11 protein-coding genes are annotated in these 25,685 nt (G+C 66.2%); 5 read left to right on the top strand and 6 right to left on the bottom strand.

Annotation, left to right across the window (positions count from 1 at the left end; translation table 11 throughout):
• Positions 1 to 158 precede the first annotated feature (158 nt).
• Positions 159 to 1,565, top strand: coding sequence for a sulfatase (locus KF886_11455; GenBank protein ID MBX3177971.1), 1,407 nt, complete (start codon positions 159 to 161; stop codon positions 1,563 to 1,565).
• Between the two features lie 61 nt (positions 1,566 to 1,626).
• Here the strand turns inward: KF886_11455 and KF886_11450 are convergent, their stop codons facing one another.
• Entirely contained in the window at positions 1,627 to 2,937 is a 1,311-nt protein-coding gene (locus KF886_11450) for a PQQ-like beta-propeller repeat protein (GenBank protein ID MBX3177970.1), read from the bottom strand.
• 126 nt (positions 2,938 to 3,063) lie between these two features.
• A complete protein-coding gene (locus KF886_11445; GenBank protein MBX3177969.1) occupies positions 3,064 to 4,182 on the bottom strand; it encodes an acetylxylan esterase in 1,119 nt (372 codons plus the stop codon).
• Positions 4,183 to 4,338: 156 nt separating this feature from the next.
• Here KF886_11445 and KF886_11440 point away from each other — a divergent pair, with 156 nt between their 5' ends.
• Complete coding sequence (locus KF886_11440; protein MBX3177968.1) at positions 4,339 to 4,818, top strand: VOC family protein; 480 nt, start codon at positions 4,339 to 4,341, stop codon at positions 4,816 to 4,818.
• A gap of 603 nt (positions 4,819 to 5,421) precedes the next feature.
• Here the strand turns inward: KF886_11440 and KF886_11435 are convergent.
• Complete coding sequence (locus KF886_11435; GenBank protein MBX3177967.1) at positions 5,422 to 8,880, bottom strand: c-type cytochrome; 3,459 nt, start codon at positions 8,878 to 8,880, stop codon at positions 5,422 to 5,424.
• An 827-nt stretch (positions 8,881 to 9,707) separates the two neighbouring features.
• Positions 9,708 to 10,952 carry a glycosyltransferase family 4 protein gene (locus tag KF886_11430; protein MBX3177966.1) on the bottom strand — a complete coding sequence of 415 codons (1,245 nt, stop codon included), beginning with the start codon at positions 10,950 to 10,952 and terminating at the stop codon, positions 9,708 to 9,710.
• 73 nt (positions 10,953 to 11,025) lie between these two features.
• Here KF886_11430 and KF886_11425 point away from each other — a divergent pair, with 73 nt between their 5' ends.
• Genes KF886_11425 through KF886_11415 form a run of 3 tightly spaced genes read left to right on the top strand, consistent with a single transcriptional unit; the run spans position 11,026 to position 16,384 of the window.
• Positions 11,026 to 12,795 (top strand): alginate lyase family protein, encoded by a 1,770-nt coding sequence (locus tag KF886_11425; protein MBX3177965.1) that lies wholly within the window; start codon positions 11,026 to 11,028, stop codon positions 12,793 to 12,795.
• Positions 12,792 to 15,656 (top strand): O-antigen ligase family protein, encoded by a 2,865-nt coding sequence (locus KF886_11420; protein MBX3177964.1) that lies wholly within the window; start codon positions 12,792 to 12,794, stop codon positions 15,654 to 15,656. Before KF886_11425 ends, KF886_11420 begins: the two co-directional genes overlap by 4 nt.
• A 44-nt stretch (positions 15,657 to 15,700) precedes the next feature.
• The gene (locus KF886_11415) at positions 15,701 to 16,384 is read left to right on the top strand and encodes a hypothetical protein (GenBank protein ID MBX3177963.1); all 684 of its coding nucleotides are present in this window, start codon (positions 15,701 to 15,703) and stop codon (positions 16,382 to 16,384) included.
• Positions 16,385 to 16,442: 58 nt separating this feature from the next.
• Here KF886_11415 and KF886_11410 read toward each other — a convergent pair whose 3' ends face one another.
• Positions 16,443 to 18,425 (bottom strand): vanadium-dependent haloperoxidase, encoded by a 1,983-nt coding sequence (locus KF886_11410; GenBank protein ID MBX3177962.1) that lies wholly within the window; start codon positions 18,423 to 18,425, stop codon positions 16,443 to 16,445.
• Between the two features lie 3 nt (positions 18,426 to 18,428).
• Complete coding sequence (locus tag KF886_11405) at positions 18,429 to 25,568, bottom strand: PASTA domain-containing protein (protein ID MBX3177961.1); 7,140 nt, start codon at positions 25,566 to 25,568, stop codon at positions 18,429 to 18,431.
• Positions 25,569 to 25,685: the final 117 nt, after the last annotated feature.

Here is a 25,685-nt window from a genome sequence, read left to right as displayed (position 1 = left end):
CAGCGTATAGCGCGGAACGGGGCGGGATCAACGCGCGGATGGGTTGTGGTAGGATGGCGAAGTCGCGCCTTTCGGCGCCGTGGACAGCCGGGACGGCTATCCTACATTTGCCGCGGAATGACTGCGTTTCAGCAATGTAAGCGGGCGAGGAGAACGATATGAGCAATCCAGGGCAATCACGGCGGGCGTTTCTGATGTCAGCGGCGGCGGGCGCGTTGGTGTTGGGCGGCGGGGCGGCTTCGGGCGGCGCGGGCCGTCCGCGGAATGTGCTGTTCATTTCCATGGATGATCTGAACGACTGGACGGGCTACCAGGGCGGCCACCCGGACGTGAAGACGCCGAACCTGGACCGGCTTGCCGCGCGGGGCACGGCGTTCACGCACACGTATTGCCCCGCGCCGCTCTGCAATGCGTCGCGCGCGGCGCTGATGACGGGCATCATACCGTCGCGTTCGGGCGTCTATATGAACGATCAGGACTGGCGGAAGAGCCCGGTGTTGTCGGAGGCGGCCACGCTTTCGCAGCATTTCATGGCGAACGGGTATTCGGCGCGGGGCGCGGGCAAGATCTACCATGGTCCCTTCCAGCATCCCGCGTCGTGGCAGGCATACTGGCCGTCGCAGGACACCTGCAAACCGGATGACCCGAATCCGCCTTCGATCCCCTGGCAGGGCGGGGGCGCGGCGAGCCGCCACTTTGACTGGGGGCCGCTGGACGTAGACGATTCGGCCATGGGGGACGGCCAGGTCGCGGCTTGGGTGTCGGCGGAGCTGTCGAAGCCGCGGGAACAGCCGTTTTTCCTGGCGTGCGGGATATTTCGCCCGCACCTGCCGTGGTACGCGCCGAAAAAGTACTTTGATATGTATCCGCTGGACGAGGTGACGCTGCCGGAGACGCGGGCGGACGATCTGGACGACGTGCCGGCGGCGGGGCGGGCGATGGCGCGGACGGACTCGGATCACAAGCGGGTGGTGGAACACGATCAGTGGCGCCGGGCGGTGCAGGGGTATCTGGCGAGCATCAGCTTTGCCGATGCGCAGGTGGGGCATGTGCTGGACGCGCTGGACGCGAGCCCGCACCGGGACGACACGTTGGTGGTGCTGTGGTCGGACCATGGCTGGCACCTGGGCGAGAAATTGCACTGGCGCAAGTTCGCGCTGTGGGAAGAGGCCACGAAGAACGGGATGATTTTCGCGGGGTCGGGCATACCGGCGGGACAGCGCTGCGCGACGCCGGTGGGGCTTATCGACATTTACCCGACCCTGACCGACTTGTGCGGGCTGCCGGCGCGGGACGGGCTCGACGGGCGGAGCCTGCGACCGCTCCTTGAGGATCCCGCGGCGGCGTGGGAACGCCCGGCGGTGACGACCTATGGCCGAGGCAACCATTCGGCGCGATCCGCGCGGTGGCGTTATATCCGGTATGCCGACGGCAGCGAGGAGCTCTACGATCACGATGCGGATCCGCTGGAGTGGACGAACCTGGCGGGCCGGGATGAATTGGCGTCGGTGAAGGCGGATTTGGCGCGCTGGTTTCCCGCGAGCGACGCGGATTTCGGGTTATGAGAAACGCGGGCGGACTGGAGAGAATCCGGTCCGCCCGCGCTGATGCTTTTGCGTGCAGGGGTTATTTGTTGCCGATGCAGTAGATTGCCCGGTCGGTCCGCAGCAGGAGCTGTCCCCGATCCACCGCGATCGACGCGTTGACGCGCGAAGAGTCGCTGGCGAAGGTGTTCACGGCGATTTGCTCGAATTCCGGCTTCGCCGCGACCACGTAGGTTCCGTTGTCCTGCGAGGTGGCGTAAAGCTTGCCGTCCGCCACCGTAATGGAGGCGTAAATCAGCCCGGGCCTCGGCTCGAGGTTTTCTTCGTACACGATCTCGCCCGTGGCGGCATTCGCGCAGTAAGCCACGCCGCGGGATTCGTGGAACCAGTAGAGATGATTGTCCACGAGTACCGCCGAAGTGACGTTGTTGCCCTTTTCCGTGCGCCAGAGAATGTGCGAACCCGTCACGTCGCCGCTGCCGCCCGCGCGCACCGCCATTACCTGGCTGCGGCGCCCGCCAATGGCGTACACAACGCCATCGTGCGCAATGACGGAGGGGCAAACGTAGCTGTCGGGAATTCCCTCACAATGCCAAAGCGCTTTGCCGGTTTCGGCGTCGTACGCGGCGACTTTTCCGGGAAGGTTCAGGACCGCCTCGGTGCGTCCGCCGGCCTCGACGAGGACCGGAGTGGCCCAGGTGCGGCTGACGTCGCCCGCGCGCCAGACAGCCTGGCCGGTGGCCTTGTCCAGTGCGATAAGCGCGCCGCTCTCCACCCCCGCGTTCACGATCAGGAGGTTGTTGTGCAGCACGGGCGACGTGGCGGAGCCCCAGCCATCCGTGCCTTCGCCCACGTCCGCGGTCCAGCGCTCGTTGCCGTCCAGATCGAAGCTGAACACCCCCGACTTGCCGAAGAAGACGAAAAGGGATTCGCCGTCGCTGGTTGGGGTGCTGCTGGCGTAGCCGTGGCGGGTGTTGTTGCCGCCAACATAGGCCGATTCGGGCATCTTCGCCTTGAAATCCTTCTGCCAGATCACTTTGCCTGTGGCGCGGTCCAGGCAGACCACGTGGCGCATAAGATCCTCCATATTGCCCGGATTCTCGATGGATTCGGCATAGCCCGAATAAGACGTGAGAAACACACGATCGCCCACGACGATTGGGCTGGATCCGCCCGGTCCGGGGAGCGGCGTCTTCCAGGCGATGTTGGCCGTGTCGTCCCAGGTGGCGGGGAGGCCGGTGGCGTTCGCAATGCCATCCTGTCCGGGGCCGCGGAACTGGGTCCAGTCGGAAGCGCCCGCTCCGAGCGCGATGGTGGCGATCAGGGCAAGCGCGGGCAGCGTACGGCGGGTGATGCCGCGCGCGGCGCGGGCGGGGGTCTTGTGTCGGTCCATGGGCGCACCTCGTTTTCTGGTTGTATCGATTCATACTTCATGCGGGCGAAAGCACGGCTGCCTGCGCCATCAGCATGCCCGGGAACACGGGGGCGGTGCAAGGTTTTCCAGGCCGCGGCCCAGCCCCTATTCGCCGATATGCGCCATCACGAAGGGCCACATCAAGTCGCTGTAGAAGCGGTGGCCGGCGTGGCCCCATTGGTGATCGAAGCGATCGGGGGCGCCGGCGGCGGTGTAAATGGCTTTCGTGCGCCCGGCGGCCCGCTCGACGTCCTTCGGGTCGAAGAGCGGATCCTCGCGTCCATTTACCGCCAGCATGGCGCGCGGCGACGTCAGCCCGGCGATATCCGCCAGGTCGCCGAAATCCAGCAGGCCGGGAACGAGGTTGCAGTCGCAATGGTAGATGTAGCCCGAGGGGCTGGCCAGCGCGCAGAAGGAGCAGGAGGGCACGGCGACGGTGACGCGCGTGTCGAGGGCGGCGGTGTAGATGGTGACCATGCCGCCGCCCGAGTTGCCCATGACCAGGATCCGGGAGGCGTCCACATCGTCCCGCGCCGCCGCCCAGTCGATCAGGCGCATCATGTCCCAGACACGCTCGCCCATCGCCGTGCGGCCGGCGAGCAGGCAGTGCATCTGCTGTGCGCGGCAGTCGCGTTTGCCGTGGCGGTCGTGGAGATCCGGCACGCCGCCGGCGGCCATACCGCGCGTGGCGGGGGCAATGGCGAGGAAGCCGCGTTCGACCGCCTGCACCGCCACATCGCGGTCTTCTTCTTCGATTTTCTTGCGGTGTCCGTCGCTGCGCGCCAGGCCAATGTGCGTGTCGTGGCCGGCCGTATCGTGGCCGTGCGGGAGGAGCGCGAGCGGATAGGGGCCGTCACCTTTTGGCTTCAGGAGCCAGAACGCCACGGTCACGGAGGGCTCGGTTTCAATGGCGCCTTGCTGGCGCGTGTACCCGCCCATGTCGTCCGGCGGGCTGAGGATCACGCGCGGTTCGAAGGCGCCCGCCTGCGCCGCAATGGCGCCAAGCCCGATCCGGTCGGACAGCGCCGCCCGCGTTTCGTTCCGCCAGGCGTCGACGCCGCCGGGGTAATTGTCGCGCCAGGCAAACTTGCCCTGGCCATCGGAGAACATCCGCTGGAGGTAGGGCGTGATGTGTTCCGGGTAGGCATTGAAGTCTTTTGGTTGCGCGGCGGTGATACCGGCAACCAGGGCGGTCAGTGTGGCAATTGTGGGCAGTCTTCTCATCGAAAGTATCCTTCTGCAGCTGATTCTCCGATTTCCGCCTATCCTACGGTATCAAACACGGACTGCCGAATGCCCGCAGCCCACGCCCGTTGAATTGTCCTTTCCGAAAGCCGTTGTTCGTCGTCAGGATATAGGGTGGCCTACAATGAAGGAGACATGACCATGCAGGGAATCACCCCGTGCCTGTGGTTCGACACGCAGGCGGAGGAGGCGGTCGCGTTTTACGCCTCCCTTATTGAGGATTCGCAGATTGGCGAGGTGGTGCGCTATGGCGAGGGCGCGCCGTTGCCGGCGGGGACGGCACTTACGGTGGAATTCACGCTTCAGGGACAGAAATTCCTGGCGCTCAATGGCGGGCCGATGTTTCAGTTTTCGCCGGCGGTTTCGTTCATCCTCCATTGCGAGACCCAGGAGGAAGTGGACCATCTCTGGGAGAACCTCTCGGATGGCGGCGAGAAACAACGCTGCGGCTGGCTGCGGGACAAGTACGGCCTGTCCTGGCAGGTGGTCCCGGCGGCGGTGGGGCGCATGATGCGGGATCCGGACCCCGCGCGCCGTAACCGCGTGATGCAGGCGATCATGGCGATGGACCGGCTGGATATTGCGGCGCTGGAGGCGGCGTACGGGGGTCCCTGATGGGCGCGCCGGAACCATGTGCGGGTTGATGCCGGAGGTATCCGGCTCCTGCTGCCGCATGCGCACGAACGCCCCCTTCAGGTGCGATCACGCGGCACGTTTGGGGTGGTGAGGGTGCGTGTGGGTTTATGCTGGAGGTGTGGGGCTTCTGTTGCCACGTGCGCACGAACGCACCCTTCGGGTGCGATCGCGCGGCACGTCTGGGAAATGGTAATACTTTAGCCGTCTGAAGTTGAGCCAGTCTTTTTGCTAGCTTGCCGCGACACTACGAGGAGAGCGCGCAAGGCTGGGAGCGCAGGCGTCCCCGCCTGCAATGCACCGGAGGTGCAAAGCGTGTTCGCAATGTCGGCACATTTGATCGGGAGGAAGACTGTACCCGGACCACCCCCGTTGATCAAATTCGCGCCTTCGGCGCGATGCGGGCGGGCCGCCCGCGCTCCCATTGGTCCGCCCTTCCGTTGCGGGGCGGGTTTGTGTCGTGGAGTAATCAAGTCAACTTCATTCCGCTAAAGAATTACGGAATAGAAAACGCGCGCGATCGGGATTGATCGCGCGCGTTGCGTATTCCGATGAATGATGGGTCAGGCCGGGCGCCAAACCTCCCTATTCGGCGGCCTTCAGGGATTGCAGATAGGCCATCAGGTCCAGGATTTCCCCGCGCTGGTAGCTGTTGAGCAGGCCGGTGGGCATGGCCGAGAGGGGCGATGCGGTCCGTTCGCCGACCTGATCCTTCGGAATCTTCACGCCTTCGGCATCCTGAAGCGGATTGGCGACGATGCGGACATATTCGTCCGTCTCCTCGGCGATGAGGCCGACCATGGAGGTCTCCGCGAGGAGGTCGTCGGTTTCGATCTCGATCTGCCAGGACTTGTAAGCGTCGTTGATGACGTGGGAGGGTTCGAGGATTTCCACGAGAAGCGCGGCGGGGTCGAGGCGGTCGCGAACGCCGGCGAGATCCGGCCCCACGAGGGCGTCGCCCTCGCCGGTCTGGTGGCACTGGTTGCAGGAGGCCTCCTCAAAGATGCGCTTTCCGCGCACGAGGTCGCGCCCGGAATCGAGGCCGCCCAGCGCGCCTTTCAGTTCGGCGGCGGTCCACTCTTTCACAAATACCCGCGCGCCGCCCGTGGTCACCGTGGTGGCCTTGTTGTCGGCCATCCATTTGAGCGGGTCGTCCACCACGTGCATCTTGCCGTTCATCAGCGTCCAGTGGCCGGGGTAGGTGCAGAGATATTCGTAGATCGCTTTCTCCGTCGGGGCCACGAACTCGATCGTCTCTTCCTCGCCGATGGACAGCATCTCGGACGCGAAGAGGATCTTGTTGCTCTCGGGGGTCCAGCCCTTGGCGATGCCCTCGGCGCCGAGCATCATGGCGGCCATGGCGACTTCGGCGGTCGCGCCGGGCTGCACCATGATCAGGTTGTGATCCATGGCGTCGGGGTTCTTGAACACGAGGCGGACCTTCATGCCCGGGCCGACCGCGAAGGCGCTGCGGTCGTACTTCATCTGCTCTTTGAGCGTCTGAATATGGATTACCAGGGTGTCGCCGTCCATCTTCGGGTTCGGGGAGGGGGCCTGGCGGCGGAAATCCTGCGAGGCGCGGACCGCGTCCTCGGCGGAGTGGTCCATGTGCGCGTGGTGCGACATGTCGACAACGTCGTTCCGGCCGAGCATGCCATCGATTTCCCACTGGTACTTGACGCGCTGCGCGGCGTGGCGCGCGTGGCGCTCCGGCGAGTGCAGGAGCACGGTCAGGAGGCCTTCGTTGACGACGTTGTGCTGCTGGTGGAGCCACAGCGCTTCCAGGAGGTGGTGCGCGTCGTCGGCTTTGGTTCCGTCGAACTGCTTGATCCATTCGGCGGCGGCTGCGATCACCGCCTCGGTCGGGTGCGCGCTGAGTTCGGCCCGCGCGCGCACGCGCACGCTGTTGGTCGGGTGCTTGAGCACGTCGAGCAGGGCGGGAATGGGCTCGCCGTGGATCTTTGCCGGATCTTCGAGCGGACGGCCTTCGACGGTGATACGGTAGACGCGCCCGTGCTTGTGGTCGCGGCTGGGATCGCGAATGTTGTGCTGCATGTGCCCGATGAGCGGGTTGGCCCAGTCGGCGACGTAGAGCGCGCCGTCCTCGCCAATGGCGAAATCGGCGGGACGAAAGTTGCCGTCGCTGGAGACAAGCAGGTCGTCGGTTTCCGTACCCCAGACGGTCCCGTCTTCCTTATATTCCAGCGTGTATTGCTTAATGCCCAGGAAGCCGATGGAGTTGAGGATGATGTAGTTGCCGTTGTTTTCCTCGGGGAAGTGCTGGCTGGAGAGGATGCCGCTGGAGGGCACGGGGCGCACGGTTTTCTCCAGCAGCTCGTGCATTTCATAGCCGCCCCCGCCGTCCATGCGCACCTGGAATGCGCGGCCGGAGGTGGCGTCGGTGGCGAACTGGTAGCCCCAGTAGTCGAAATCGCCGCCGTGCGGGTTCGGCGAGTTGTCCGCGTGGAAGGCGAAGCGGAAGGTGCGCGGGTTGAAGCGGTACATGCCGGTCTTGCCGGAGAGGTGCGCGACCGACCAGGGGGTCTCCACGTTGCTCACGTGGAACACGCCGCGCTGGTAGTAGACGTAGCCGTCGGGGCCGTCGTCGAAATTGTTCGCGGCGTGGTGCGTGTCGGCCGAATCGATGCCGCTGAAGAGAATCTCGCGGTGATCGGCCTTGTCGTCGCCGTCGGTGTCCTTGAGAAACCAGATGTTGGGCGCGGAGGCGACGATGACGCCGCCGTTCCAGAAGGTGAAGGCGGTGGGGTTGTGGACGTAGTCAAAAGTGATGGCCCGGTCGGCCACGCCGTCGCGGTTGTCGTCCGGCAGGATGAGGAGCTGGTCGAGCATGGGCTGGTCGGGCTGCCACTTGGGATAGGTTTGCCACGCCGCGACCCAGATGCGGCCCTGGGGGTCGACATCCATCTGCACAGGGTTGACGAGTTCGGGAAACTGAGCCTCGGAGGCGAAGAGGTTGGCCTTCATGCCCGGGGCCAGGGTGAGCGTTTCGACGCCCTTCTCGGCGGGGACGAAGTCGAGCGAGCCGTTGCCGCCGTTGGGGCGGCTGTCGAAATTCGTGATGACCTGCACAGGGTCCGGGACGTTGCTGTCGTCCGGCGGAACCGACTCGCCGCGGATCGCGCTCCATACCACCTGGTCGCGGTTCGCGGTCATGACGTCGAGCATCACGAGTTCGTGCTGGAGCACTTCGGCATTGGTTTGATCATCGACGAAGGTCAGGGTGGAGCGGCTGCCCCAGACGTCGTTGCCGTCGGTGGCGCGGTAGCGGTTGAACCAGCACCAGTTTTTCTCCAGCACGGCCGCGCGGATGGTGTCGATGTGATCCTCGACCACCGGCTGGCCGAGGCCCGCCAGGATGGCCCGCGCGATGGCCCGGTTGCCGTCGCTGTTCGGGTGGACGCCGTTTATCGTGAGCGGCGCACCGCTCTGCGCGTAAAGATCGCGGGAGGGCGCAAAGATATCGACGAAACCGACGCCCTTCTCGGCGGCGACGCGGGCCATGGCGTCGGTGTAGATCGAGAGCCAGAGGTTGTTTTCGTTGCCGTCCGGGAGATTGGGCGATTCCAGATTCTCGTGCGCGATGGGGGAGAAGAGCACGATCCGCGGCGCGGATTCGCCGTTGTACTGGTTGGCCTGCAATTCATCGATGAACGCGCGCAGCTCAGATTTGAACTTTTCGGGATCGCGGCTGTAGGACTCGTTGTAGCCGAAGAAGACGAAGATTACGTCCGCGCCGATGTGCCGGAGGTAGAAATCCTGGCTGGGGAAGTTTTCATTGCGCGGGCGGAGGGCCACCTGGTCGCCGGAGAAGCCCAGGTTGCGGATCACCAGGCTCTTGTCCGGGTTCGCACTGTGCAGGTAGCTTTCCAGCCAGCCATGATGCTGCATGCGGTCGGCCAGGTTGTTGCCGAGGAAGGCGATATGGTCGCCTGGCTCAAAATGGAACTGCGCCGGCGCGCTTGCGGCGCCGGCGAATGCGGCCAGCGCGAGCAGAAAAGAAAGGGGACGACAACCAAATCTCATTACCTGTGCTCCTTGGAGGTTACGGAGGACCGCTGGGTTGACGCCCGGCGTCATCGCGCGCTTCGCTTCCCGGGCGCGCGCGAAATTCCGGACGGCGGCGGTCACAGCGGGCAATTCTACACCATTGCCGGTCGGAATATAACCCCGGCAGGCGGGGATTGGATTTCGAGCCACAAAGAGCGCAAAGAACACAGAAAAATCAAGTGAGGACGACTGGTTTGAGCGGGCCGAAGAAATCCGTCGATATGTTTCTGGCGATCCGGTATATTGTCCCCCGGTTCAAATGTTCATTCGTGTCCATTCGTGTGAATTCGTGGTTCTGTAACACTTTAGCCATCTGAAGTACGAAGCAGTATGTGCTCTTACCAATGGAGCCGGATTGCATGGAGCGCCGGCGGCCCGCCGGCATTGCACCGAAGGTGCAAGAACACGTTGCCGCAGTCCTCCGACAACACGCGGCTTCTGATGCGACGGTAGCATTTCCAGAACGCTGTCTTGCGCCGGAGGCGCAATTTGCCGGCGAGCCGCCGGCGCTCCATAGTTGCACGTCGCCTTTATTCAGCAAGTCGCTCTGGTTTGACCACTTTACTTCGTTCCGCTAAAGTGTTACGTGGTTCTCTCTCTTCAACCAGATATAGAACCTGCGCCAACTCAGCTGCGTTATCGCGCCTATGCGTGAATACCACTCCTTCTCTATCTTCTCTTCTTCGTGGTCTTCGTGCCCTTCGTGGTGATCATTATCTTTGGTTGCGGCGAGAGGCTGCCCTGCGTTATCCGTGGGCAAATAGTGCGGTCCAGGGGAGGCGCTGCGTCAGGCGGCTGAAATGTTACGCCTTTTCTTCGTCCTGCGCCGGGTGGACGAGGCGTTCGAGGCAGGCCAGGAAGGCGTCGGCCTTGCTGTTGCGGGTGTAGTGGGCCACGACGTGGGCGCGGCCGCTGGCGCCGAAGGCTTCGCAGTGATCCGGATGTTCCGCGAGATGGACGATGGCGTCGCGGTAGGCGGCTGGATTCTCGGGCTCGACGGCGACACCGGCGCCGGCTTCTTCGAGCAGCTGGCGGGCCTGCCCGGTGGCGCCGAGGATGATGGGTCGCGCGCAGGCCATGATCTCGAACATTTTCGAGGGGATGTTGTAGCGGAAGACGTCGCGTTTCTTCAGGGGCACGAGGCACACGTCGGCGGCGGCGTAGAACGCCGGCATGCTGGCCTTTGGCTGGTGCGGGAGGAATTCGACGTTGCGCTGGCCCCGGGCCGCGGCGGCCTCTTCCAGCGCCCGCCATTCGGCGCCGCTCCCCACGAAGACGAAGTGGAAGCGCGGGTCCTCCGCGAGCATCCGCGCGGTGTCCAGGATGGTCGCGAGGCCCTGGGAGAGGCCGTGGGTGCCGATGTAGAGGACGACGAACTTGTCGCTCCAGCCGCGATCGCGCCGGATGCCGTTCTTTTCGTGGGGGATGAAGAAGTTTTCGTCCACACCGTTGGTGATGGTATGGAGTTTTTCGGGGGGGATGCCCCGGTCCTCGATGTATTGGCGGGACGCCTCGGCCACGGCCACCACGGCGCGGCTCTTGCGGTAGAGGAACATCTCCAGGCGCTCCAGGCCCCGGATAATCCAGGGATTGGTGATCGTGCCCAGGTCGACGATGTGTTTGGGCCAGAGATCGCGCACTTCGAGCACGAAGGGACGCCGCTTCACGCAGGCGACGAGGTAGCCGCCGAGCGCGCAGAGCATCTGCGGGGTGGTCCCGACGACGACGTCGCATTTTCCCGTGGCGAAGACGCCGAACAGGATGGAGGAGATCATGAAGGACAAGAAACTGAGGCAGCGCTTGAGGACGCCGCGGTTGGGCGCGATGAAGAACCAGCAGCGCAGCACGCGGATGCCGTCGATCTCCTCCCGGTAGAGCCAGGTTCCCCGGTATTGCGGCGGCACGACGCCATCGGGGTGGTTGGGCAGGCCGCAGAGCACGGTGACCTGGTGGCCCTGTGAGGCCCAGCGCCGCGCGTGCTCGTGGGTGCGCGCGGCGGGCGCGCCCATTTCCGGGGGAAAGTACTGGCAGAAGAACAATATCCGCACGCGGGCTTCCAGTTGAACGGTTCAGGGTTTCCCGATTAGAGTCATGGCGAGGCGAACAATCGGGGAGTCATCCATGGCGCCAGGCTTGCAGCGGGTCCTTCTGTACGCGCATACGATACGCCACCTGACGCCATTACAACTCTACTGGCGGCTGCGATACCGTCTCCGCAGCGGCCACGCGCGCCAGTATAGCGCACCCCGCCCGCTGCCGCCAGTGGACGAAGCGGCCCAGGCGCGCCTGCGGGATCTGGCGCGGCGCTGGTCCGCCGCCGCGCCGCCGGATCCGGATCGGGTCGCCGCGTTTTTGTCCGGCCGCTTCACGTTCCTGAACAAGACGGTCCAGAGTTCGCGCCCGCGCTGGAGCGGCCTCGACGTCTCCAAACTGTGGCTGTACCACCTGCACGGGTTCGCGTATGCGCGGGATATCGCGCTGCTCCAGCCCGATCCGTCGGGTCCCGAGGCCGAGCGCGTTCGCGGCTGGATGATCGACTGGGCCGAACGCAACGCGCGCCCGGAAACGCCGGCGTGGGATGCGTACCCGCTGTCCGAGCGGCTTTTGAACTGGTCGCTTGTCGTTTCGGTATATGGCTGGGACGACGTCTTGATCCGGGAGCGCATGCACGCGCAATTGGATTGCCTCCGGCGGTGTCTCGAGTATGATCTTCGCGGTAACCACCTCCTGAAAAACGCGTGCGCCCTGGCCGCCGCCGGGACCTTGCTGGGCAGCCCGCACCGGCGCACCGGCGTGGCCCTCCTCGAGCGGGAAGCCGCCGCGCAGTTCCTGCCGGACGGCGGGCACGCCGAGCGCAGCCCGATGTACCACGCGCAGGCGCTCGCGGACCTCGCGGTGCTCTCCGCCGCGCTGGATCCCGCGCCGGGGTGGCTTGTCCGGGCGGGCGGCGGCGCTATCGATTTCCTGCGCGGGCTGCTGCACGGGGACGGGCGCTGCGCGCAGTTCAACGATGGCGCGGCGGACGAGGGGTTGCCAGCGCTGGATGTGATCGCGCTCGCCGAGACCTGTTTTCCGCCACCGCCCCGCCGCGAAGGGACCCGGGCCTGGCCCGAGAGCGGGATCTACAGGATCGATCCGGGTGGCGGCAGCGGACTCCTGATCGCCAAGGCGGGGAAGGCCATGCTCGACAGCCAGCCGGGACACGCCCACAGCGATTTGCTCAGCTTTGAATTCAGCGTGGGCGCGCAGCGCGTGCTCGTGAATTCGGGAACGCACGGCTACGCCGAGAGCGAGTTTCGCAATTACTGCCGGGGCGCGACCGCGCACAATACGCTGCAAATCGGCGGGCGCGATCAGCACGAGCACTGGTCGGTATTCCGGATTGCGCGCCGGGTGCACGCCGTGGTGGAGGCGTGGGATCCCGCCGCGCATCGTCTGCGCGCGTCGTACCGCTGCCTGCACGGGCCGCGCCATTCGCGCGAGTTCGCGTGGGATCCGCGCGGATGGTGGCGGATCGAGGACACGGTGCACACGCGGGAAGAGATGTATGTAGCGGCCTTCCTTCACCTGCATCCGGATTGCGCGGTCACGCGCGAATCGGGCGCGCCGCTTCCGCCTGCGTGCAGCGCCTGGCGTATTGCGTGGAACGGCGGCGCGATCGTGGTGGTGATCGCCGGCGCGGAGGCGATCAACCTGGTATCGGGCATGCGGGCGCCCGATCAGGGCTGGTGCTTTCCGCAATTCGGGGTGGCTATACCGGCGCCGGTGCTGATCGCGCGGCGCCGCGTGTCGGGGGCCGGGCGGCTGGCCTGCGCGATCGTGCCGGAGGAGGGCTCGGTCCTCGAAGCCGCACGCGCTCTCGCGGGGGATTCCGGCGGGGCGAGCGAATGATCGCGCCCGGGCCGGACAATCGCTACTTTCGCTGGATTCGCGGGCTTACCGTGGTCTGGGTCTTCACTCTCGTGCTGGCGCTGTATCCCTACACCGAAGACCCCGCCGCCCCGATCAAGGTGCTCGTCAGCGCGGTCGCGGCGCTGGTGCTCTGCGCGATCTGGGCCGTGGGCGCGGCGCGCGGCCAGCTCCCCGTGCGCCCGCCAAACGCGGCGCTGCTCCTGATGCTTGTGTTCCTGGCGGCGCAGCTTGTGGCGGCGCTGCTATCGGAGACGCCCGCGCGCGGTTACGCCGCCACCCTGCCGCGGTGCGTGTTTGCTCTGCTGGCTTTCGTGATCCACCAGGCCTTTCCCGAGCCCCGGCATCTGCGGTTACTCTTCCGGGCGATTGTCGCGGCCACGGCGCTCTCGAGCCTCTACGGCCTCGCGCAGCATTGGGGCCTGGACCCCTTCCCGTGGTCCGACCGGAGCGTGGAGGAGTACCGCGGGCTTCCGGCGACCTTCGGAAACCCGAACCTCGCCGGCCACACCATTGTTATTGCGATTGTGCTCTGCGCGGGGCTGGTGGCGGATGCGTGGAGACGCCGCCGGCGCGTTTCCGCGCTGGCGCTGTATGGCGTCGCGGGGGCCCTGCTCCTGTGGCATCTGTACGCGAGCGGGATGCGCGGTGGGCTGGCAGCGCTGACCATGGCGGGCCTGTTCGCGGCGATATACGTCTTCATGTCCGCGCGGGGCGTGGCGTCCGCCCGCGCCGGACTCGGAGCGCTTTCGGGGGCCGTGCTCGCGCTGTTCCTGGCGGCGGTTGCCGCCGTCGTGCTGGCGCCCCGGCTTTCGCTCGACAGCGCGCTGCAACTCCGGCTGCACGGGTATCGCGGCGCGGCCGCGATCTTCCTCGATCACCCGTGGACGGGCGTCGGACCCGGCGGCTACGCCATCCACGCGGTCGGGCGTTGGACGGAATTCGAATCGCTGTGGTACGCGCTGGAAAACCGGCGCAATTTCCACGCGCACAATGAATGGCTGGAAGCAGCCGCCGAGTCGGGGCTGCCGGGCCTGGCGGCGCTGATCGCGCTGTTCCTGGCGGCGGTGGCCGGGGCCTTCGCGCACCCTCGCTTTGGCGCGGCCCGGGAGCGCGCCCTGCTCGTGGCCGCGCCGGCGTCGGTGGTCGCGGTGGCAGTTGACGCCTGCACAGGCTTTAACCTGCACGCCCCCGCGAGCGCGGCGTTGTTCTTCGTGCTTGCGGTTCAGCATGGTGGCCCATCGGGCGGCGCGTTGCGTGGCGGCCGTCGCGTACTGCCGCCGCTTGCCATTCTGCTCGCGCTGGCCCTGGCGTTCGGGGCCTGGCGGCAGTTTCAGGCGGAGACCCTGCAACAGCGAGCCCGGGGCGCGATCGCGTGGGAGCGCAAACAGCGCGCTGCGGGACACGTGGACGCGGCGGAGCAGTCCGCGCGGGCGGCGTCGGCGTACCTGGCGGGCGCCGCGCGCCATACGCCGTGGGATTTTCGGACTTCGATGCTCGCGGGCGACGCAGCGCTGGCGCGGGGTCATGTTGAAGCGGCGCTGGCGGCGTACGAGCGCGCCCTGACGCTGTTTCCCGATCTTCCGCGATTGCATGTTCAATACGCGCGTGCGCACATTCGGCTGGCTGCGCGGCGGAACGGCGCGGATCGTGCGGAAGCGCTGCAGACGGCCGAACAGGCGGCGCGCACGGCCCTCGAACGTGTCCCCGCACTAGCCGAGGCCTGGGAGATGATCGGTTGGATCGCGTACCGCCGCGCGGAGGACTCCCGCGTGGCGGAGGAGTGGCGGGCGGCGGCGGCGGCCTTCGAACACGCGCGTATGCTGGGCGCGTCGACCGATGTGAACGTGAACGCCGCGCTGGCTTCGGCCTACGCTCAACTGACGGCGTGGGAACAGGCCGCCGATGCCGGTGCGCGGGCGGTGGCGCAGGCCCCGGGGATTCCGGCGTACTGGGATCGTTTTCGGGACGCCGCGTCGCGCGCGGGTGGCGGCTGGCCGGCGCGTTACCGGCAGGCGTTGATACACCAGTTGGCCGGCGCGGAATCGGATACGGAAGCCGCATCGATATGGGCGGCCCGCATCGCGGAGGCGCCCTTTGAGCCGGGCGTGTTGGACGTGCCGCGCGCGGTGCTGGAAGAAGTCCTGGAGCGGAATCCAGAGCAGCTTGCGCTCTGGGGGGCGTGGCTTACGCTTGTGGAGGAAGGGGGCCGTGCGTCAGCGCTGCCCGCAATGGCGGCGCGCATCCCCGGAGGCCACGCACCCGAGGTGATCGGCAGGATGGCCGCCGCGCTGGCGGGTTCGGAACTCGCCCCGCTGGCGGAAGCGTCCGCCGCGTTGCTGAAGACGCTGGCGACCGTTCCGGGCGGCGCGCGTATGGGGGCGGATGCGTCCGTCTATCAATCGCTGGTCCGCACGCTGGAGGGGCGCGTCCGCGCGATGGCGCTGCCCGACGCCCGGCTGGCGCCGGTGCTCGCCGATCTGGGCGGGGCCTGGTTCGAGGCGGGGGCGCCGGGCCAGGCGGAGCGTCTGTTGTCCGAGGCGGCGTCGCACCTGCCGCCGCATGCGTCGGGCGCACTGCTCTACGACCGCGCGCGGGCGCTCGAGGCGCTTGATCAACCGGACGCGGCGCTGGCGCTTGCGCGGGAGGCTGCCCGCCTGCCGGATGCGCCCCTGGCGCACCGCTGGCAGCTGGCGCGCGCGCTGGCGAATTCGGGCGAGACGGAAGCGGCGGCTTTTCTTTTCGAGTCGCTGGCGCGTTCGCTTCCGGCGGATCATCCCTACGCGGCGCCCTTGGCGTCAGCGCGCGCGGCGCTCGACCGGGGTGCGGGGGGCGCGCCATGAACAAGTCTCGCTTCGACAAGAGGCTTCCATGGATCGTCTGCGGAATGGCCCTGGTTCTTACCGGGCTTTTTGTTCCCGGGAGTCTGTGGTATCTGCGCTGGAGCGATGCGCAGCTGCCCGGGATGGCCGAGGGCTTGGGCGAAATCGCGCAGGAGCGTGCGGCGCGCGACGAGGCCGCGGGCGCGTTGGAAGCGGCGCTGGCGCACTACCAGCGTGCGCTTGCCGGGCGGTTTCACGGCCCACAGAACCGGAACCACTGCGAGAAGCGCGCGGGCGTCGTCTTGATGCGGCTCGGGCGTTATGCGGAGGCCCTGCCCCATCTCCAACGCGCGCAAACCGGCCCGCACCGCAGCCTGAACGGCTACGGTCCGCTCGCCGAGACCCTGCTGGCGCTGGATCGCGACGCCGAGGCGCGCGCAGTGGCGGAGCGGTGGCGGGACGAGGCGGGAACGGACCCGCGCGCGCGGGCGGACGCTGCCGCGATGCTCGGGCGCATCGCGTATCGCGCCGGCGATTACAACGCGGCCCGCGAGGCGTACCGCGAGGCGGACGCTATCGATCCCGGGCATGCGTCCCAGGCTGAATGGGCGCGTATGCTCGCGGAACAGGGGGATTTGGGCGCCGCGCGCGCGGTCCTGGCGGCGTACCTGGCCGTGGCCGAGTCCGGGGACCGAAGCGCCGAGGACTGGGACCTCCTTGTGTCCTGGTCCACGAGCACAGCGCAATAGCCGGCAACGCCCCCGCGCGGAACGGGCTTGGGGCGCATCGATACACCCTCGCCTACAGTCATAACCCGGTGCGTTCCTCGCGCCGAAGGCGCACTCCGGAGAGAAAAAGTACGAGTAATCCGATAAGCGCCAGATCGCTCCCGGGATGGCGGGATGAATCGCCCGGAAGGGCCTGGCAGTTGACCGGGATCTTTTCTCCTTCACCTTCCCCTTCACCCTCGCCTTCGCCCTCAGCCGCCGTCACGCCAATGTACGCCTGCGCATGCGCCCACGCGCGCGCTCCGACCTCACTTCCTATGATGCGCCCGGGGATGTCGTCGTGGCGCGGGTGGATGCCGCCGTAGATGCGGGAAAGTCCCGACTCGTCGGCGGCGTCGTAGTAGGTGGCCCACTGGAGGACTACATCTTCACTCGGACCCGCTTCGAACACCAGGAAATCGTTCCGGGGCGCCAAGAACTCGCCCATGCCGCCGGGGAAGTATTCGGAGCCCGTGATCGCGGTTAAAACCTCCGCCGCGGCGCGGCTGAAGGTGCTGTGGCCCGAAACGTAGCCGGAGAACGGCGGCGAGACAAACGTGGGCCGCTGGTAGGGAACCCAATCGCGCGCACGATGCCAGCGCACGCCGCTGTACTGGGTTTCCGGATTGAACGGGGCGCCGGGCCACGCGAAAACCGCCAGTTCTCCACGATGAAAGGACAGATGAGCGTGCCGCTCGCCTCGGGCGCTGGATTCGTCCGTGATCCGTTCGATCAGGCCGGAAACCAGAGGCAGGCCGAGCGGATGGTAGTCCGGCGCTTCCGGTTCGCTGGACTGGCCGAGTCCCGCCATATAGCGCACGTGGGAAATGGGCCGGGATGTATCGTAGAAGCCCTTGGCCCCCCAGGCACAGATCGCCGCGTCGTGCAACGCGCCGTTCAGCACCAGATAGAGCTTCACGTCCCATTCCAGATCGTCCACCACCGGCCCCGCGCCGCCTATCCGCTTCTCAAACTGCGGGTGATCGGAGACGTAGTTCGCCACGGTGTTCCAGTGACCCGGCGGCGTCTCGGAATCGGGACCATCTGCCCAGAATTCCGCGAGGATACGCGTGTAGTCGCCGCGCTTCACGACGTTCGGCGCGTAGGGTTCACCCGTCACCGGATTCAGCGCGTGGCCCGGACCGTCGTAGGTCCCCAGCGGCGCGTTGCCGCGCGCGCCGGGCGAAATGTCGATGAAGACGCCATCATCGGGATCGAGGTAGCTGCTCACTTCGATGATGTGCACCGTGTTCGCGATAAATTCCTCGCTGCCCTCGCCCAGGAGGTAGGGCGGCGGCCCGGGGTCGAAGTGGGTGTTGGGCGCGCGGTCGGATTCCAGGAGGGAAAACGGCGTTACGTCGGTCCAGTGGGGCGTCAGGTGGGGCGGAAAACCGCCCAGCACAATGCCCGCCTGATCGATGAAGAATTCCAGCGCCAGCGGCTGCCACCGGTCCGGATCGACCATTTCCGTGCCCGGGAGCGCCACCACCAGCGGCTCGTTCACGGGCAGATAGCCGTTCGTGGTCGAGTAGCCGCCCTGCTCATTGGATCCGTCCGCCAGTCCGAAGGCCAGCACCGCCGCCGCAATCCGATTGCCCAGCGCGGCGGGCGAGTCGCCCTCGGTCGACTCAAAGGTCCTATCGTATCCGAGCGCATCCATCCGGGCGTCAAAGGCGGCCAGCGACGCCACCGCACCGGGCGAGTTCGCGAAGCGCACCCGCAGTATCCGGTAGGCCGCGTAGCTCAAGGCCTCCGATCGCGCCGCGTCGGGGTCCGCCGCCGAGCGCTTCTCGTCAATGAGATAGTTCCGCGCATGGGAATCATACGCCGCCCAGGCGTCCCACATCGCGATGGACACGTGGAACAGGTTCCGCGCATGCACCGTAGGCCGCGCCTGGTCCCGCCGGATGGCGGAGAGCAGCTCCTCGTTCCAGGTGCGCGCCGCGGAGTGGGTTTGCGCGCCTGTAGCCGGCGCGACGGCTAGCAGGATAACCGCGATGAATGCCCAATACCGAAGTCGCATGGGTCAATCTCTCCGGGCGGCCTCGCGCGCATGCGCGGGCCGGACATTGCTCAGGCGTGGTGGCGCAGCGAGGGCATATTGGGCCGTATCTTGCGCGCGCGTGGTCACGGGGCCCGTGCCGAGCGGACCCTCAGTATCCAGCCGGGCCTGTTCTTTTGCGGGGCGGACAATGACGCCGCCGTTCGGTTCCTGAAACAAGACCAGCGAGGGCGCCGTGGCCAGGGCCCGGAGATCGATTCGGGATCCCGCGCCAGAAGCGCTGAAAGCGCTGTTGTAGGCGTTCTCCGTATTCAGGATGATGGTCGAGAGCAGCGAGAGGTCCACCTGGGCGCCACTGACTGCGCTGACCGTAAACCCGGCGCAAAACGGGGGCGCGAGAACGATCAGTGTCTGAAGCGCCGGCAGGGCGATCAGGCTTGGATCGCCGTTCGGCGCCGCCGCCTGCGCGTTGATGATGTGGCCGCCGCAAACCCCGTCGAACCGGAACTCGGTCAAGGCCGGGAGTTCGATCGCGGCCCCGGACGAAGCCGATAGGCGCATATTCACCAGCGACGACAATTGCGGGGCGAGAAATGCTCCACCGCCCGAGACCGAAATCGCGCCGTTCCCGTCCGCCGCAGCGGCGGCGCTGGCCAGATTCGGCGCGTCGACGACCGCGTTCCCGCCGATATTCAGCAACGTGTGGGCCATTGACGCCAGGATATCCAGCTCCAGCATGGCGTCGCCCGAGAGGTTGACGGTACACCGGTTGAGCGTAGTCAGGGCCGGCAGGCTCAGGCGCCCGCTTACAGTCAGCACAACCCCGTCCAGGGTCTCTGCGGCGGGCAACGTCGCCTCGGAACCGGCCACCACCGATATATTCCCCTGAACCAGCGACAGCGCCGGGGCGTTCACGGTTCCCCCATGCTCCAGATAGAGGCTGAATCCGCCGCCGAGCGCCGGCAGGGACGGCAAGTCCAGCAAGGACCCCGCGCCCGACGCTCGAAACGCATGGTCGTGGGGGTTCTCCGCCGTGCGCTCCAGCGCCGCCAGCATCGGTAGCTCGACGACGCCGCCCGCGGTGGCCCAAATCGTGAATCCGCCACAATAGGGCGGCACGAGAAAGGCGATCTCCTCCAGCACGGGAAGCGATACCAGGCTGGGCGCCCCGTCCGCGGCATGCACGCCGGAGGAAAGGACGATCTGATCGCCGCATCCGGCATCGAAGAAGAACTCGGTCAGCGCCGGCAATTCAATCCATCCCCCGCTGTTCGCGGTCAATCTTACGTTAACGAGCGATACAAGGGCCGGTGCGAGGAACACGCCGTCGCCATTTACCGTAATCGCGCGCGTGCGGTCCGGGCCGCCGCTCACGGTCTGGAGCAGGGGCGCATCGAATGCGGCGCTTCCCGATATCGACACGTTGGTGTCGGTTATCTCCGAAAGCTCGGGCGCATCGATCCGCCCCGTCGCGGTGAGCTCAACCGTTCCGTTGTCGAGGCGTTGAAGCGCGGGCAACCGGAGAACGCCCCCGACACGGACTATCTGGCCGCCAATGCGGGTCGCCCCGGGCAGATCGGCCTCGGACCCGGACAGAATGGTCAGATTGCCCGCCACATCGGTGAGGTTCGGGCTGAGTATGGTTCCGCCGCTTTCCAGATAGAAGGCCAATCCGCGTTCCAGCACCTCCAGGGAGGATACATCGATCAGGCTGCCCGCACCGGAGGCGCGAAATACCTGGTCATACGGGGTCTCCAGATTGCGGGACACCGCCACGAGCGCAGGCAGATTCACCACGGCGCCACTGTTGGCCCAGATGGTGATCCCGCCGCAATAGGCGGGGGCCTCGTACACAATCTCCTCCAGCCGGGGAAGCGACACGGCGCCGGGCCTTCCATCCGCCGCATATACGCCGCTTGCGCTGATAACCTGATCGGCGCACGCCGCGTCGAACGCAAACTCCTCCAGCGCGGGAAATGTCAGCTGCCCCCCGGTGTTCGAGGTGAGCTTCATGTTCCGCAGTGAAGAAAGCGCGGGCGCCTGGATGGACGCGTTCTCGGAAACCGAGATGGTGCGCGTGACGCCCTCGCTCGCCAGATACGCGAGTTTGGGGATTTCGAGAACGCTGTTTCCCGTGGCGGTGATGCTCGTGTCGGTGGAGCCGGGCGCCTCCGGAAGCGAAAATCGCCCGTTGCCCGCGAGGTTAATCGTGCATGCCTCCAGTTCAGCCAGGGCGGGCAGATCCAGCGCGCCCGAAACCGTAAACGCGCTTCCCCGCGCGCGCACAACCTGGCGCAGGGCGAGTGAGCTGCCCGCGAGCACCTGGACATTGCCCAGGAGTTCGGTCACGTTCGGGGAAGTCAGCACGCCCCCGGTCTCCACGTAGAAGGCCAGGGTGTCGCCGAGCGAGGTTAGCGATGGAACAGCCAGCTCGGATCCCTCGCCAGACACGCGAAACGTATGATGGCTTGTGACATTGGAACCGAGGGTGAACTCCGATAGCATCGGCAAATCCACCCGGGCCCCGCTGCCGGCAAACACGAGAAATCCGGTGCAGAACGGGAATGACGGGGAATACTCAATGTGTTCGAGCGCCGGCAGCGATATCGAGCTGCGGCGCCCATCCTGGAAGCGAACACCATTGGCCGAGATGAATACATCGCCGCATCCGTAGTTTACCCTGAATTCAGTCAACAGGGGAAACTCCAGCGCGCCGCCGTTTGTTGCGACGAGACCCATGTTCACCAGGGAGCGGAGTCCGGGCGCCGAAAACGTGCTGCCATCAAGCACCTGAATCAGGTCAACGCGGTCCTCAGCCCCCGCTGCGGCTTCCAGTATCGGCGCGTCCACGTGACCGCCGAAGGAAACGGTGATCGATGTGGATGTCATCTCGCCCACCTGCGGCAGGGACAGTATTCCTGAAATGGCGATCTGACTGTTTTCCAGATCTCCCGGCCCGGTAATAACCACGCGGCTTCCCGGAGCGCTTACGTTGAGCGCCAGGCGGTGATCCGCACTTCCCGAGAGGCGCCCGATTTCGGCAAGCGCGCCGTTTTCAATGTAGATCTGTTGCCCGCCGGGTATGGCGCCCGCTATCGGCGCGATGTCGCCATCCAGTTGGAAGACCGTATCGCCGCCGGACACGACGAGCCTGGCCTGGCTCTGGAGCAGCAACGTACCCTCATAGCGGGTTTCACCCGAAATCTGGAGCCATCCGCTGCCGGTAACGGTAACGAGGCTTTGCCCCGCAAGCACACGCATGTCTTCCCACCGCGTAAATGACTCGACAGTCACGTTGATCGGTTCTTCCGGCGATCCCAGGCGCACGATGGCGCCCGGTCCCGGCGCGGCGCCGGAACTCCAGTTGGCCGGGTCATCCCACCGCCCGGAGTTCCCACCGGTCCATCGCACGAGAAGCGATGGATCCGCCAGTTCCAGGACCAGTATACCCGCGTCCGACACGCCGGCCTCGGAGAGCGCCACCGTGCGGCTGGCGGCGCCGAAGGCGGCATCGCCCTCCCAGTCGACGAAAACGGTTAACTCGGAAACGCTGGCGCCGGTTGCGCCGCTGATTTCAAAGAATCCCGTAGCGTCCGTTATCGCGCCGCCAATGGCGCACGATACCCGCGCCCCGGAAGCGGGCTCCCCATCGGGCTGGCGCACAAAGCCCTGAATTCGGGCATCCCGGAGCCCCCGCGCCACCTCGAAGCGCTTGATCGCCGTGGCGCCGCTGTTGGTTGCGGTAACCAACACGACACCGGGCGCCAGGGCGGTGAGTATGCCCTGATCGTCCACGCGCGCCACGCCGGAATTGCTCACGCGGTAGGTTGTCCCGGTCTCCACGGTCGTGACGTCGAGTTCGTTGCCGTCGAGAAGCACGCCGATGGTGGCCAGCGGTATTGATACGCCCACTTCCAGCAAGGCGGACGCCGCCCCCAGATGAATCGACTGCGGTACCGGCGGCGGGCTGTTGGAAAAGATCAGCGCGTTCGTATCAATCTCCACGGTCTCACCTTGAGGTATGCGAAACGGGGGGCTGTACACGTACCGGTTCCCACGTACCGTGCTGGAGATCCCCGTAATCCGCGCGAAGTCGTCGCTCAGAAAATCGGGCGGCGTCCCGGGGCCCTCGGGACCAAATTCGTCGGGAGCGGACACATTGCTGAAGCGGAAGATGCCCGCCGCGTCGGGCGTCACCACCTGGCCGAGCAGGCTCAGGCGCCAGGTGGGGTCAAGCCGGTCCGGCAACTCGGGCTGCAGCGCGATCGTGAACTGGAAATCGTCAATCCCGTCGCCATCGGTGTCCGCCAGCAGGGGATCCGTTCCCATCAGGAATTCGTAGAAATTCGGAAGGCCATCACCATCCGGGTCCAGGAAGGCGTCCGCCGGCGTGCTGGGATCGAGGCCCATTTCCAGCTCCCACTCATCCGGCATGAGATCCCGGTCATAGTCCTCGTAGAGCGACTCTAGCGAATCCTGTTTGACGCCCGGCCCGCCGGCCTTGCCGCACTTTCCACATTCCTGCAGCCGCTCCTGGGAGGTCCGGTGCGCCTCTTCGCCGAAGGTGGCAACAGCCGTCGTGTACGCCGCCGCAACCACGGCGCACCGGTTCCTCGCCACGATATCCAGCGCGGGGATGTATTGGTCACATTGCTTGAGCAGATCCGACAGGAAGTCTAGGTCGCATTCGGTCTGGGTCTTCCCGCAGGTTGCATAGCAGATATCGTGGTTGTCGCACGCGGGATGCAAGGGCACGTAGTATCCCGGCCCCAGGAGGCCCGGCACCACAACGTTCTGCGGAATGGGAACCGGCGTCTCTACTGTCGGCGAACCGCAGCCGTTCGGGCCCCAGTCCTCGTCTGGACATTTCTCGTTAACATCGCCGGTCACGGCATAGGGCGGGCAGTTGCCGCCCCAGCCGGAAATGGTGAGCCCGCTTCCCGGATCGGACTGGATGACGCTCCCATCCTCGCTGACCGCTCCCGAACCCACGATATCAAACTGCTCATTGTCGTGGTTGTAGCTCAGGAAGTAGGCAATCGCGCCCGGATCGAGGCCGGTGATATTGGGATAGATCACTTCCACGGGCGGGTCGAAGGTGGCGCTGGCGGGCTGCAACGTCCAGGCGAAGGGCGGCGCCACGCCGTCGGGCATGGGCATGGGCACGGCATCGTGGTGGACCTGGTCCAGCGACACCACCTGCGGCGATTCCAGGCTCGGGCGCGTCCCGTCACGGCGGGTCATGCTGCCGGCCTTGATGCGCATTTCGAGGCCCTCAACGCCCGCGATGGTCAGGGTGATATCCCGGGATCCATCGTATAGCACGGCATTCGCCGGATTGAGCGGAGGAAGCTTCACCGGCGTGGACAGGCTGTTGGCGGCGTTGGGAACAATAACAAGGTTGTAGGAAAGCCCGGGAAACGAGCCCGGAGGGACCGCCACGCCACCCACTTCGGTGGCCTGGAGACCATCCAGAAAGAACTGGGCTGGTCCCGGGGGAAGGCCGTCGAAGTGGAACCGGCCCTCGGCGTCGGTCCTGACGCCGGAGAAAAGCGTGGTGTTATTCACCAGGAGGGTGCAGCCAACGCCCCCAATGGGCTGGCTCGCATTGTCGATCACGACCCCGGTGAAGGTTGTCGGCAACGTGCTGTTTCGTTTCTGACCGTAGGCCTCAAAGGTGGCGGCGAGGCCCGGGTTCTCAGCGAATGTCGCGGTGACCCGATTGTTTCCGCCGCGGGCCCCCAGCTCAAGGCTCACCTGGGCGTGCCCGGTGGCGCTTGTTTCCACGGTTACGCTTTCCTGGCCGTTAACGCGCCCGCCACCCGAAATCACGGTGAAGGTGACCCGAGTACCGCCTATCCCGTTGCAGCCGTCATTGACCCAGACCCGGAGCGGGTCGGGAAGCGGCGCGCCCGCTTCCCCGCGCTGGTAGTTGCCGCTGCCAATATTGATCTGGCTGGGCGGGCCAGGCAACGCGGTCGCGCAGAAAAAAGTCGTGCCGCTGATGTCCGTGCTCGTCACCTCGACCCGATTGTTGCCGCAGCCGGCGTCGCTGCCCATCCAGAAGTAAACCGCCGCCTCCCCATCCGCGTTCGTGGCCACCTGGACAGCGCGCGCGCGCGCGTCGATCTCGTTGGGAAGCGGGCCGAGTAAGCCGTTGCTTCGCGTGACCCGGAACGTGACCAGTTTCCCGGCAAACGGCGTGCCGTCCGGCTGAATCATTCGAACGCGCAAGGGTTGAGGAAGCCGGTTGTAAACCATCGCCGACTGGCCGTCCCCGGAAACCGTTGACAGGCGTGTCCCAACAGGCTCCACCCGGGTCACGGTAATCCCCCGCTCCACGGTATTGCCCAGCGCATCCGTCGCCACGGCCGTGATGCGGTTAAGGCCGGGGGCCAGCGGCACGTTCGGGCGGTCGAAGGTGCCATTGGATCCAATGCCGATCGCCACGGCGGCGGGCGCGCCGTTTACCTCGACGGCAAGCCCCATGAACCCGCTGAGCAGGTCGGACACGCGCCCCGCGACCGTTATCGACTCGTTCGTCAGCGTGGCGCCATCCGGCGGAAAGTCGATATGCAGCGACGGAGCCTCGGCGTCCTGAACGACCTGAATGACAGCGGGCGGGCTTTCCAGGCCGCGGGCGTTTCGCACAATGACAAACAGCTGATTCTTCCGGTTCGGGCGCAACGCGACTTCCAGCGCAAACGCGCCGCCGGCGTCCGCGGACGTCTCGGCGAGTGCGGCGCCACCGTTCACACGAATGGCCCCCCGCGCGATCGTCTGGCCCGTCAGCCGGATACGGTTCTCCGATGTCTCCAGCGACGGCGCCGTCACCACCGGTGGCGGCGGGACACCTTCCCCGTCGTCAACAGCGGGTTCAAGCCCCAGCGAAACGGTAATCGACACCGAGGTTCCGGATGCGACAGTTGAGCCTGCGGACGGTCGCTGGGAGATTATCAGCCCGGCGGCAACGCTATCGCTGAAGGCCTCGGACACCGGCCCGAGGATCAATCCCGCTTCCTCCAGCGCCGCCTCCGCCGCGGATTGAGACAACCCCACCAGATTCGGGACCGCAACCGATGTGCCGGGCGGGGGGCAACCCGTGCCGCCGATCGCCACATGCAACGCCAATAGAACCGTTATACTCGAGGCCCAGCGCTTCATCAATACGTTCTCCCGGAACACAGGCATCCCACAGGAATTCAGAATAAGGGCGGATTGATAGCGCACAATGGTCACGGAGGAACAACACGAAACGCCTGCAAGGAAGGGGATCCAGGC

This window comes from Candidatus Hydrogenedentota bacterium, from assembly GCA_019637335.1.
GTDB lineage: Bacteria > Hydrogenedentota > Hydrogenedentia > Hydrogenedentales > JAEUWI01 > JAEUWI01.
This window is presented reverse-complemented; position numbering and strand designations above follow the sequence as displayed.